The sequence below is a fragment of the Thiosocius teredinicola genome (genome assembly GCF_002009425.1).
Lineage (GTDB): Bacteria > Pseudomonadota > Gammaproteobacteria > Chromatiales > Chromatiaceae > Thiosocius > Thiosocius teredinicola.
This window is the reverse complement of record NZ_CP019936.1, coordinates 3,509,148-3,521,061: the sequence shown is the minus strand read 5'-3', so window position 1 is coordinate 3,521,061 and position 11,914 is coordinate 3,509,148. Positions and strand designations below refer to the sequence as shown.

Here is an 11,914-nt window from a genome sequence, read left to right as displayed (position 1 = left end):
TTATTAGGACCATTGTCTGAACGGGGGGATACTGTTTTTTTTAAACAGATCATGGATTGGCCGGATTTCATTGCTAAAATCAGTCACATGGGAACTCAGGCGCCAATGTTGTTTGGAGGACGAGTGGACATTTTTTCGCTCGAGGCGGATTTGGCATTTTTTGAGGCCAGGCTATCGCTGGCCAGAGATACCGAAGACACCTGTTATCAGCGCGCGCAGATCAAGACCTACCAGACGTTGGGTAAACTGATCGGCGAGACGCTGGATACCTTGCGGCCGCAGAAACCGGCGAAGCCGAAAGCGACGCGGCGTCGCAAGCCTGCCGGCAAGGCCAAGGCCACCGGCTGAGCCGGTCGGCATAGCCTCTACATGCGGTGCGAGGCGCCGCGCTTCACCCTTTGTCGCCCAGTGGCGGTGACAACCCCAGCAGGTTGCGGATGTCGGCCCATATGGCATGCAGTGCCGGTATCAGCAACAGCACCACGAAGGTCGACGCGATCGTTCCGAAGCTCAGCGCAATCGCCATAGGCACCAGGAACAGCGCCTGTGTCGAGGTCTCGAACAACATCGGGAACAAGCCGGCGGTAGTGGTCAGTGAGGTCAGCACGATCGGACGAAAGCGGCCGCGGGCCGCGTCGCGTAATGCGTTGGCCGGGTCGATCGGTCGCAGCTCGTTGTAACGCAAAGTCAGCACCAATGCGCCGTTCACAACGAGTCCGCCCAACGCGATCATGCCGAATACGCTCACGGAGCTCAGGTCGAAACCCAACATGATGTGCCCGGCCACGGCGGCCGCGACCGAGTAGGGGATGGTCAACATGATGATCACCGCCTGGGCATAGCTGCGGAACAAGGCAGCGGTCAGTGCGAAGATGGCCAGCAGCGACCACATCAAGCCGTCAAGAATGCCGTTGAGTGCCTGCTCCCTGTCGCGGCGGCCACCGCTGAATCCCCATTCCAGGCCGGGAAAGCGCGCGCTTATTTCCGGCAGGATCTGAGATTCGAGCAGGTTGCGTATCACGCGGGTGTTGGCGGTCTTGCTGTCGAAGCTGCCTGTGACCGTCAGCGTGCGTTTTCCGCCTTCGCGATAGATGGCGTTGTACGCTTTGCCTTCGCTGAAGGTGGCCGCGACGCTTAACGGCATTTCCACCCCGTCGCGGCCGCGCACGATCAGTCGCCCGATATCTTCCACAGTTCGGCGGTTGGCGTGGGCCAGGCGCACCATCACTTTGAGTTCGTAGCCGTCGCGAATAAAGCGAAACGCTTCGGCCCCATAAAAGGCGTTGCGGATCTGTCGCCCCAACGAGGCTTCGGTCAGGCCGATTGCCCGGCCTTGAGGTGTCAGCTTGAACTCGATCTGACGCTTGCCTTCGCCGGTTCCGTCACTGATATCGACCACGCCGGATATCTGGCTTAGCTCATCGGCGAGTTCTCGCGCGGCGGCCTCCAGCAAAGGCGTTGAGACGTGCGACAGATTGATTCGCAGTCCTTGATTCCCGCCGGGCCCGACCAGGTATTCAAAGAACAGCGACTTGGCTTCCGGCAGGTCGCCCACTTCTTCTCGCCAGATACGCGTGAACTCTTCTTGGGTGAATGGGCGTTGATCGTCGGGAACCAGGTAGACGTTGACATCGCCGTAGCTCGCGCGTCGCCAGCCAGCACGGGTAAACCAGCTCTCGATATGTTCTTCTCGATTGCCGAGCCGGTCGACCGCGCGCAATGCAGCGGCTTCGATGCGCGCGACCACGGCGCGTGTTTCGTTGAGCGAGACATCCACCGGGAGCTCGACCTCTGCGTCGACCCGGTTTCCCGGGATCTGCGGATTCCATGACAGATCGATGCGCCCTGACTGGAACCAGATGACAACGATCGCCATCAGACCGCTGAACACGAGCACTGTCAGATAGCGTTCGCGGATCGCCAGGTTGAGCGTGCGCATGAACAGGCCATCGCGCAGATGATCGAGACTGTCCGCAATGCGATCGTGGAAACGCTTGGTTCGCTTGAAACGACCAACGAACGATTGCCATGCCGACGGCTTGGCACGTTGCGGCGAGTTCAGGTGCGCCGGCAAGACGAGCAGCGCCTCGATGACCGACACGGCGAACACCACGCTGGCGACGATCGGCAGGTGTCTGAGGTACTGGCCGGTCGAACCCGGCACGAAGATCAACGGTACGAACGCGATGATGTTGGTGCCGACAGCGTACAGCACGGGCACCACCATCTCGCGCACACCATCGGCAACGGCCTCGCGTATCGGCACGCCGATCTCGCGTTTGGCGAAGATGTTTTCGCCGACGATGATGGCATCGTCGACGACGATGCCCAAGGTCAGGATGAACGCGAACATCGAGATCATGTTCAGGGTCACATCGACTTCGGGCAGCAAGGCGAAACTGCCGATGAAGACGACCGGGATCGATACCGCAACCCAGAACGCCAGGCGTGCGTTCAGGAAGATGCCGAGCGTCAGCACCACCAGCGCCAGGCCGATAGCGCCGTTCTTCAATAGAATGTCGCGACGCTCGGCATAGCGTTCCGAGCGGTCATTGTGAATGCTGACCTCAATGCTGTCCGGCAGCTCGCGGTTCCATGCCTCAACCATCTCGCGCAGCTTTGCGGCGAGCACCACCGGGCGTTCCTTCTCTGTCTGATAGACATCGAGCCGGCTGCCCGGCCGGCCATTGAACTGAAACAGCAGGCCGGTACCGGCGAAGCCGTCGACCAGTCGGGCGATATCGCCCAGCACGACATTCGAGCCGTCGTCCAACACTTTGACCGGGATGGTGGCGAACTCCTGCGCGCGAATCCGTCGACCTTCGGTCCTCAACAAGATGGCACCGTCGTTGGTGTAGATCTGTCCGGCAGGTATATCGCGCGCGGAATCGCGCACGGTTCTGGCGATCTCCGCCAACGTCAGATCGAGTGCCCGCAGCTGCTGTTGATCGATATTGATGTTGATCTGTGGGTCACGACGACCGCGGATATCGATCTCGGAAACCCCGGGCAGCAGCTGGATTTCGCGCCGCAGTTTCTCGCTCAGTTCGAACATGTCGTTGGGCGAAATGTCGGCGGCGATGGCAATGCTGACGACATAGATGCCGTGTTCCCGCAGACTGACCTGCGGCGGTTCGATGTCGTCGGGAAACGAGGTGATGCGAGAAACGGCGCTTCGCACATCCTGCAACACTTCGGTCGGTTCCGCGTCATCGCTGAGTTCCGCCGTCACGCTGCCTGCCGCGACGTTCGCCGTCGACTCCACTTTCGCAATACCGCTGATGCCGGCGATCTCTTTTTCGATCGCGACTACGATCCCTTCTTCGACCTCTTTGGGGGTGGCGCCCGGGTAACGTACGGTGACCTGCACCGAATTCAGTGAGAAGTCCGGGGTGATCTCTTGGCGAATCTCCGAAAAGCCGAGGATGCCACCGAGGAGCAATGCAAACATCAACAGGTTGGCGGCGACGGGGTTGCCCGCCATCCAGGTCACCAGTGCAAAACGGCGATCCGGTTCAGTCATCCCTTGAGCCTTCGGACGCAGCGTCATCGAGCAACTCGCCGGTTTCCACGTCGACCTGTCTGGAGCGTACCTGCGCACCCGTGATCAAGCCGCCGATTCGACTGACGACGACGCGATCGCCGGGCTCTACAGTGTTTACGTCGAGCAGAAAGTGCTGCCCCGACTCCCAGCGTACCTCGGCCGCACGCACCTGCAGTCGGTCTTCGGCATCCACGACCCACACCTTTCGGTTGTCGCGCAAGGCGCGCCGCGGCACCTTGATCACCTGCGGCATGTCACCGGCCTCTATCGTCGCCTCGACATAGCTGCCCAACAGCAGCTTGTCGCGCGACTGCGCGTCGATCGGCACGGATGCGATGGCCCCGGCCAAGCGGGAGTCGGCAGCAAGATCGGCACGGATGCGGATGATTTCGCCAAGCACTTCGCCGTCGTGGGTCCGCACACGCACGGTGGAACCCGGTGCGCCGTTGCTGCGCGCCTTCAGGTAAGCGATCCTTGCGGGTAACGAACGCAGCTCGATCCAATACTCGTCGGCCCTGGCAACGCGTCCCACCAGTTCGCGCGCGGCAACGACTTCGCCGGTGACGCGGACGCGCTCGAGAACGATCACATCGTAGGGCAGGGACAGGGTCGTGCGTTGCAGGTCGAGTTCGGCCTGTTCGAGTTGATTGCGTGCCGCCTCGAGTTCCGCCTGGACCTGGCGCAATTGAGGTTGGCGCAGCGCGAGCGCCTCGGACTCGGCATCGAACTTGAGGCTGCCGCCGAGGCTGGCCAATTCCTCCTGCGCCACGACACGCCGGCCCTTCTCCAAGGCCATGTCGGCCTGCGCCTTGGCGATCTCGGCCTTGGCGGCGTCAACCGCGAGTTCGTAGTCGGCACGCTCGATCTGCAGCACCTGCGTGTTTGCGGCGATGTGGCCGCCGGGTTCGAAGTCCGGGTGCATCTGCACTATTCGCCCGCCTACCTGGGGGCGGATCTCCAGTTGCAGTGCGCTGCCCACGGTGCCTGCGGCTTCGAGCGTAAGCGGATAGGCATTGGGCGAGGAGTCGATGACATCGACCAACGGCGTCGGCGCGGTCGGTCGCTCGCGTTTGCTGGTCGGCGCCGTCTGCAACAGCTGCCAGCCGATAAACACAAAGCCGACGGCCAACGCAGCGAATACGACAAGGCGTGCGAGGGTCGTCGATTTCATGTCGGCTCCTGTGGCTGCGGACTGCCCAGCGCATGATGCAAGCGAAGCCGCGTGCGTGCCAGTTCCGCCTGCAAGGCCAGGTGATCACGCTGTTGTTGCTGCAGGCTGCGCAGTGCCTCGAGCACCGGCAGATAATCGCTGACGCCACGGCGGTAGCGGCGCTGGGTGGCATCGAGCAGGGCCTTCGCCGTCTGCAATCGCTGCAACGACAACTCGATGCGTTGTCGCAGGCTGGCTTCCTCGTGCAACAGGTCGTCGATGCCGAGAACGATCTCGATCCAGTCGCGCAGGTAGCGTTCGCCGGCGGCTACCAGGTCGGCACGACGCTCGGCAGCGATGGCGTGTTTGCTGCCACTGTCGAACAGGGTCAACGCGGCAGCAATCGCCGCCGATACGATGCGCTCGAAGTCACCCGACACGGTCCTGGCGATGGCGCTACCGGAAAGCGACAGTGTCGGCCATCGATCCGCCAGTGCCGCCGCAAAACGCGCATCGGCGGCTTCCAGGCGCGCGCGCTGCGCACGCAGATCGGCGCGTTCGTCGAGCAGGTCAACGGGTTGTAGCGGGGGAAATGTCGACACGATCGTCGGCAGGTTGTCATCGGTGTAGGGCAGCTCTTGGTCAGGTGTCGTGCTGGCGACACGCCGTAGTGCATTGCCGGCGAGCCGACGGTCGCGGTTGGCGACCGGGATATCCTGACGCAGGCCGGCCAGTTGGTCGCGCTGCTGCAATACATCGACGCTGGATGTCAGCCCCTGGGTGAAACGCAGCTCGATCAGGCGCAGCAGTTCCTGCGCAATGTCGATCTGCTTGTTCAACAGTATCAGGCGTTGCGTGGCTTCGGCATCGTCGATCGCAGCCAGGGCAAAATCCAGTGCGAGGTCGGAGCGGTTCTGCACGAGATCGGCTTCGGCGGCGGTTAGTTCGCGTTGCGCAGCGCGCACACGGTCGCCCAGCGCCCCGTTGATGTCGATCGGCAGGTCGGCATCGATGCCGACCGCTTGACGATCTGAGCCGTCGCCTGATTGATCTTCAATCGAGGCATTGGCGAAGCCGTCGACGGTCAGGCCGCGGTTGGCGCGTGCCTGATCGAGTCGCGCCCGGGCTGCGTCGCGCTCGGCCTGCAGGCGTCGCAGTTCGGCGTTGGCTGCCAGGGCCCGTTCGACAGCGTTGGCCAGATCATCCGCCAACGCACGCTGCCACCACGCGATGCGTTTGTCGCTGTTGTCGGGCGGCGCAAGCTCGATGCTGAAAGTTGCCTCGTCGCCCGGCTGCGGCAAAGCCGGGCGTTCCAGGCCGGAAGAGCAGGCGCCGAGCGCCACCACGACGATGATGGCCGTTGCCGGGAGGTGCAGATGTCGGCGCGGCGACAAGTCAGCGGGTCTCCATGGTTGTTCGGTGTTCTCGTTCTTGTGGCCTGCGCATCCGTTGCAGCCCTGCGATTACAGAAACAGCAATTTGATGATAAAGGCTGACAGCGCGACGTACAGCACCCGGCGGATCAGGGTTTCGCCGTGCGAAATCGTGGTATGTGCGCCCAGCCAGCCGCCGATCGAATTGCCGACCGCCAGGCCGAGGCCGGTCCACCACAGGAGTTCGAGTTGCGAGGCGAACACCGCCAGCGCGATCACGGTGTAGACCAGCACGATGAACACTTTGTGCATGTTCACCCGTACCAGGTCGAGCCCCATGACCTTGTGCAGGATCGGCATCAGGATGAATCCGACTCCGATCTGAATGAAGCCACCCCAGAAACCGGCACCGATCATCAGCACATGGCCCCACACCAGGTTTTTCGGCTGCTGCGCGGTATCGGTCGGCTTGACCTTGTCGTGCCCGGTGGCCATCAGGATCAGCACTGCGATCATCACCAGTGCGACCACGCGGTCGAACCATTCGCCCTGCAGTTTTACCCCGACCGAGGCGCCGCCCAGCGCACCGAGCGCCGCGGCCGCCGCCAGGCTCAGGCCCAGTTTGAAATCGGCATATCCGCGGCGCTTGAAGGTGGTCACCGCGGTGACGTTCTGCGCCAGGATGGCGATGCGGTTGGTGCCGTTGGCGACCGGGCCGGGGATGCCCATGAACAGCATGATGGGTACGGTCAGCAGCGAACCGCCGCCGGCCATGACGTTCAACCAGCCGGCGAGGATGCCGACCAGGGCGAGAATCAATATCTGCCAGATTTCCACGGGTGTTACTCAAAGACCTTCGATAGAGCGGAATGGGGTACGGGGATCGATCGTGCAGCGTCAGTCAGGGTCGTCTGCGATGCAACGCGTCTCTCCCTGTTCGTTGCGCAGCTGGGCGATATCGCGCGCCGGCGGTGCGCCGAACATGCGGCGGTACTCGCGGCTGAATTGTGAAGCACTTTCGTAGCCGACGCGATGCGCGGCGGAGGCGGCATCCTCGAGGTTGGCCAGCATCAGCCGGCGTGCCTCCTGCAGCCGCAGTTGCTTGTGATACTGCAACGGTGTCATGCCGGTCATCTGTTTGAAGTGCTGGTGCAACGACGACTTGCTCATGCCGGCCACATCGGTCAGCACGGTCATGCTGAACGGTTGATCGAGATGGTCCTTCAGCCAGCCGATGGCGCGCACGATCTGATGGCTGTGGCTATCGGCTGCGGCGGCCTGACGCAGTCTCGCACCGAGCGATCCGGTCAACACCCGGTACAGCAGTTCGCGTTCGACGATAGGTGCCAGTACCGGGATGTCGTCCGGCGTATCGAGCAAGCGCAGCAGACGCAGCGCCGCGTTCTGGATATCGACGTTCAGGCTATCGACCCCGATCGCACGACTGAGCGGCTCGCTGCGGTAAGACTGCGGCAGCGCCGCGGTCAGTTCACCGATCTTCAGCGGATCGATGTCGAGTGCCAGGCCGAGATACGGCCGTTGCGGACTGGCCTCACTGATCCGCGCGAGTATCGGCAGGTCGACCGACGAAACCAGGTAGTGGCGGGCGTCGTAGTCGTAGGCGTCGTCGGCGACCAGCAGGCGCTTGGCGCCCTGGGCGAGCATGGCGAACACCGAGCTGATGATCGAGCAACTCGGGGCGCCGGTCGATGAACCGCGAAACAAGTGCAGGCCGGCGATCGGCGTGTCGAAGGTGCCGTCGTGCGGACAGTGTCGCGCAATGATCTGCGCGAGTTCGGCACGCTGGCTTTCGTGGGTCTGCGCCTGGGCTGCCGGGAGGGGTGCCGGCGCGGGGCATGTGGCAAGGGTGGTCATGTCGGCAGCGTACCGGATTTACGATGCGGCGACGAGCGTTCGCCCCCGTTGTTGTGGAGGATCAGGCAATAAGTTCGCAGTTTTGGGTAGTTGCGTGGCGCGCGGTTCGGCACAGACTGGCCGTACCTTCCTGCCAGGCGATTTATCGTCTGTTACCCGACTGCAACCAGGAGTTGTCTGATGATCGGATTGACAGTGAACGGCGAACGGCGCGATGTCGACGTCGACCCGGATACCCCCCTGCTGTGGGTGTTGCGTGACAGCCTGCAGCTCACCGGCACCAAGTATGGCTGCGGCAAGGGCCTGTGCGGCGCCTGCACGGTGCACATGAACGGCTCGCCGGTGCGCTCCTGCTCGATACCGCTGTCGGCGGCCGCGGGTGCCGATATCACCACCATCGAGACCATCGCGAACGACCCGGTCGGCCAGGTCGTGCAGACCGCCTGGCGGGCGCGCGACGTCGTGCAATGCGGTTACTGCCAGTCGGGCCAGATCATGAGCGCGGTCGCGCTGCTCAAGCGCAACCGGCAACCGAGCGACAGCGATATCGACACCGCGATGAACGGCAACATCTGCCGCTGCGCGACCTATGTGCGGATCCGTGCCGCGATCCATGATGCCGCCAAGGCGCTGGGCTGAGGAGATCACGATGCGAGCCAAGACAACTTCGATCGAAAACGTCAGTCGCCGTCGCTTCCTGCAGGCAGGCGCAGGCTTGACTCTCGGTCTGTTCATGCCCGGCATCGTCGGCGCCGAGGTGCAGGCGGGGCCAGGCAAGGCAGGCAGCGCGGCGGTCGGCGACATGATCTTCGAACCCAACGCGTTCCTGCGCATCGGCAGCGACAACACCGTCACGGTGATCTCGAAACATCTCGAGATGGGGCAGGGTGCCTATACCGGCTTGGCGACGCTGGTCGCCGAAGAACTCGATGCCGACTGGTCTCAGATCCGCGTTGAGGGTGCGCCGGCCGATGCTGCACGTTACAACAACCTGTTCTGGGGGCAGGCGCAGGGCACCGGCGGCAGTACCGCGATGGCGAACTCCTGGGAGCAGATGCGCAAGGCAGGCGCCGCAGCGCGCGCGATGCTGATCGCTGCGGCCGCCAGCCTGTGGCAGGTGTCGGCAACACAGATCAGTGTGCGCGATGGCGTCGTGCAGCATGCGGCTTCGGGCAAGTCGGCAACGTTCGGCGAACTAGCCGAAGCGGCGGCCGGGCAGCCGGTGCCGAGCGAAGTCACGCTCAAGGCACCGCAAGACTTCCGCCTGATCGGCAAATCGGCGCCGCGTGTCGATAGCGACGCCAAGACCGACGGCACGGCGCAGTTCACCCAGGATGTGCAGCTGCCGGGCATGTTGGTCGCCGTGGTTGCCCATTCGCCGCGCTTCGGCGGCAGGGTCAAGGCGTTCGATGCCGCTAAAGCCAAGGGCATCAACGGCGTCGTCGATGTCGTGCAGATACCGCAAGGTGTTGCCGTATTGGCCAACGACACCTGGTCGGCGAAGAAAGGTCGCGATGCCTTGCAGATCGAGTGGGACGACAGCGGTGCCTTTGCACTCGGCAGCGACGCACTCATGGCGCAGTACCGTGAAACCGCCGAACAGCCGGGCCTCAACGCGCGCAACGATGGCGATATCGCTGCGGCGTTTTCCGCTGCTGCCGAAACCGTTGAGGCCGCGTTCGAGTTTCCGTATCTCGCGCATGCGGCGATGGAGCCGATGAACTGCGTGATGCAGCTGAGCGAGCAGGGATGTGAAATCTGGAATGGCGAGCAACTGCACACCGGCGATCAGCATGCCGTGGCTGCAGTGTTCGGCCTCAAACCCGAACAGGTCACGATTCATACCTTGTATGCCGGTGGCAGCTTCGGCCGTCGTGCCTGCAAGGATTCGGACTACCTGGTCGAGTCTGCGCAGATCGTCAAGGCTCATGGCGGCAGTGCGCCGGTCAAGCTGGTGTGGTTGCGCGAAGACGATATGCATGGCGGTTACTACCGACCGGCGTTCTATCACACCCTGAAGGCGTCGCTGGGCAAGGACGGTGAACTGACCGGCTGGCATCACCGGCTGGTCGGCCAATCGATCGTTACCGGCTCGCCGTTCGAGAAGATGTTGTTGAAGGACGGAATCGATGCGGTGTCGGTCGAGGGCGCATCGACCCTGCCTTACGCGATACCGAACCTGTGGGTCGATCTGCATTCACCGACCGATGTGGGTGTGCCGGTGCTGTGGTGGCGCTCGGTGGGCTCGTCACATACCGCGTTCTCGACCGAAGCGTTCTTCGACGAGGTTGCGCAAAAGGCCGGTAAGGACCCGGTCGAATGGCGGCTTGCGATGCTCGACAAGCATCCGCGCCATGCCGGGGTGTTGAAGCTGGCGGCCGAGAAGGCCGGTTGGGGAACGCCTTTGCCTGCTGCAGACGGTGTGCGTCGCGGTCGCGGTATCGCGGTGCACGAGTCGTTCAACAGCTTCGTTGCACAGGTTGCCGAGGTATCGGTCAAACCGGATGGCTCGGTCAGAGTCGATCGAATCGTGTCGGCAGTCGACTGCGGTATCGCGATCAACCCGGACAATGTGCGTGCCCAGGTCGAAGGTGGTGTCGGTTTTGCGTTGTCGTCCGTATTGCACGGTGCCATCACGCTCAAAGACGGCGTCGTCGAGCAGGACAACTTCGATAGCTATGCGCCGATCCGTATCGACGAGATGCCGCAGGTCGAGGTGCACATCATGCCGTCTGCCGAACCACCGACCGGCATCGGCGAACCCGGTGTGCCGCCGGTCGCGCCGGCTGTGGTCAATGCGATCGCGGCGGCAACCGGCAAACGTCTGTACAGCCTGCCGATCGATAGCGCTTCTTTGGCCGCCTGAGCGGAGCTCTGCAATGGATACGCTCGATTCACAGGTCCTGGATGCCACCCGCCGCTGGGCGGCCGAAGGGTGTCGCTTCGTGTTGGTCAGCGTCGTTCGCACCTGGGGTTCGGCGCCGCGCCAGCCCGGCGCATGGATGGCGATCGATCAACGCGGTCGCGTGCATGGTTCGGTCTCCGGCGGTTGTGTCGAAGAAGATCTGATTGCACGCATCCGCAGCGGCGAGTTCAGCGACGGAAGGACGCAGTTGATTCGATACGGCGTCACCCGCGATGAGGCGTTGCGTTTCGGTCTGCCATGCGGCGGTACGCTCGAACTGTTGATCGAAGCGGCACCGGATGTTGATCTGCTGGAAGCGATGAGCAAGCGCATCGCAAACGGCGAACGGCTGCAACGGCGTGTCGATCTGCTCAGCGGAGAGGTATCGCTGCAACCTGCCGACGGTCGATCGCGAACAACCTGGGATGGGCGCGTATTCAGCACACCGCATGGTCCGGCGCTACGCCTGCTGTTGGTTGGGGCGGGGCAGATCGCACGTTTCCTGGTGCCGATGGCACAGGCGCTCGGTTACCGGGTCACCGTCTGCGATCCACGTGAAGAATACACGTCGGAATGGGATGTGCCGGGATGCGAGTTGCTGCGCGCAATGCCGGACGACGTGATTATCGAACGCGGTCTGGATGCCGGTAGTGCGGTCGTTACCTTGACCCACGATCCCAAGCTCGACGACATGGCGCTGATCGAGGCTTTGCGCTCGCCGGCTTTCTTTGTCGGTGCACTGGGCTCGCGTAAGACCAATGCCACGCGGCGTGCGCGCTTGCGTGACTATTGCGAACTGTCGCAGCAGCAGGTCGATCGTTTGCATGGGCCGGTGGGGCTGCCGATCGGCAGCCATACTCCGCCCGAGATCGCGGTGTCGATCATCGCCGAGATCACGGCAGTCAAGAACTCAGTGAGTGATGGTATTGCGCAGTCTTCCGCCGGCGCCGAAGACGCCGTGCGATACCGGCTTGCGACCTAGCGCAATGCGTGTCGAATATCCCGCGTCGCCAGGCGGCGTTGTTTCGGCATTGCGCCCAGGCCGTCTGCTGAACCGTTGCTTTGTC

Annotated in this window: 9 protein-coding genes; 4 read left to right on the top strand and 5 right to left on the bottom strand. The window is 63.0% G+C overall.

The window, feature by feature from the left end; all coding sequences use genetic code 11:
- The first annotated feature begins 51 nt into the window (after nucleotides 1-51).
- Nucleotides 52-348 carry a hypothetical protein gene (locus tag B1781_RS16655; RefSeq protein ID WP_125932141.1) on the top strand — a complete coding sequence of 99 codons (297 nt, stop codon included), beginning with the start codon at nucleotides 52-54 and terminating at the stop codon, nucleotides 346-348.
- Between the two features lie 43 nt (nucleotides 349-391).
- On the opposite strand, the gene B1781_RS16650 is transcribed toward B1781_RS16655, so the two are convergent.
- The 5 genes from B1781_RS16650 to B1781_RS16630 form a co-directional block, all read right to left on the bottom strand.
- A complete protein-coding gene (locus B1781_RS16650; RefSeq protein WP_164513433.1) occupies nucleotides 392-3,523 on the bottom strand; it encodes an efflux RND transporter permease subunit in 3,132 nt (1,043 codons plus the stop codon).
- Complete coding sequence (locus B1781_RS16645) at nucleotides 3,516-4,715, bottom strand: efflux RND transporter periplasmic adaptor subunit (RefSeq protein WP_078120735.1); 1,200 nt, start codon at nucleotides 4,713-4,715, stop codon at nucleotides 3,516-3,518. Before B1781_RS16645 ends, B1781_RS16650 begins: the two co-directional genes overlap by 8 nt.
- The gene (locus tag B1781_RS16640) at nucleotides 4,712-6,088 is read right to left on the bottom strand and encodes a TolC family protein (RefSeq protein ID WP_078120734.1); all 1,377 of its coding nucleotides are present in this window, start codon (nucleotides 6,086-6,088) and stop codon (nucleotides 4,712-4,714) included. Before B1781_RS16640 ends, B1781_RS16645 begins: the two co-directional genes overlap by 4 nt.
- Before the next feature lie 69 nt (nucleotides 6,089-6,157).
- On the bottom strand, nucleotides 6,158-6,904 hold the full coding sequence (locus B1781_RS16635; RefSeq protein ID WP_078120733.1) for a sulfite exporter TauE/SafE family protein: 747 nt from the start codon (nucleotides 6,902-6,904) through the stop codon (nucleotides 6,158-6,160).
- Nucleotides 6,905-6,964: 60 nt separating this feature from the next.
- A complete protein-coding gene (locus B1781_RS16630) occupies nucleotides 6,965-7,942 on the bottom strand; it encodes an AraC family transcriptional regulator (protein ID WP_078120732.1) in 978 nt (325 codons plus the stop codon).
- Nucleotides 7,943-8,122: 180 nt separating this feature from the next.
- On the opposite strand from B1781_RS16630, the gene B1781_RS16625 reads away from it, so the two are divergent.
- Genes B1781_RS16625 through B1781_RS16615 form a run of 3 tightly spaced genes read left to right on the top strand, consistent with a single transcriptional unit; the run spans nucleotide 8,123 to nucleotide 11,829 of the window.
- A complete protein-coding gene (locus B1781_RS16625) occupies nucleotides 8,123-8,581 on the top strand; it encodes a (2Fe-2S)-binding protein (protein ID WP_078120731.1) in 459 nt (152 codons plus the stop codon).
- 10 nt (nucleotides 8,582-8,591) lie between these two features.
- Nucleotides 8,592-10,808, top strand: a complete 2,217-nt coding sequence (locus B1781_RS16620; RefSeq protein WP_078122107.1) for a xanthine dehydrogenase family protein molybdopterin-binding subunit — start codon at nucleotides 8,592-8,594, stop codon at nucleotides 10,806-10,808.
- Between the two features lie 13 nt (nucleotides 10,809-10,821).
- Nucleotides 10,822-11,829 carry an XdhC family protein gene (locus tag B1781_RS16615; protein WP_078120730.1) on the top strand — a complete coding sequence of 336 codons (1,008 nt, stop codon included), beginning with the start codon at nucleotides 10,822-10,824 and terminating at the stop codon, nucleotides 11,827-11,829.
- The last annotated feature ends 85 nt before the right edge of the window (nucleotides 11,830-11,914 follow it).

Excerpts from the sequence above, each read along its gene's own strand:
- B1781_RS16655 (WP_125932141.1), top strand. The coding sequence starts at position 52 with ATGGATTGGCCGGATTTCATTGCTAAAATCAGTCACATGGGAACTCAG.
- B1781_RS16650 (WP_164513433.1), bottom strand. The coding sequence starts at position 3,523 with ATGACTGAACCGGATCGCCGTTTTGCACTGGTGACCTGGATGGCGGGC.
- B1781_RS16645 (WP_078120735.1), bottom strand. The coding sequence starts at position 4,715 with ATGAAATCGACGACCCTCGCACGCCTTGTCGTATTCGCTGCGTTGGCC.
- B1781_RS16630 (WP_078120732.1), bottom strand. The coding sequence starts at position 7,942 with ATGACCACCCTTGCCACATGCCCCGCGCCGGCACCCCTCCCGGCAGCC.
- B1781_RS16625 (WP_078120731.1), top strand. The coding sequence starts at position 8,123 with ATGATCGGATTGACAGTGAACGGCGAACGGCGCGATGTCGACGTCGAC.
- B1781_RS16620 (WP_078122107.1), top strand. The coding sequence starts at position 8,592 with ATGCGAGCCAAGACAACTTCGATCGAAAACGTCAGTCGCCGTCGCTTC.
- B1781_RS16615 (WP_078120730.1), top strand. The coding sequence starts at position 10,822 with ATGGATACGCTCGATTCACAGGTCCTGGATGCCACCCGCCGCTGGGCG.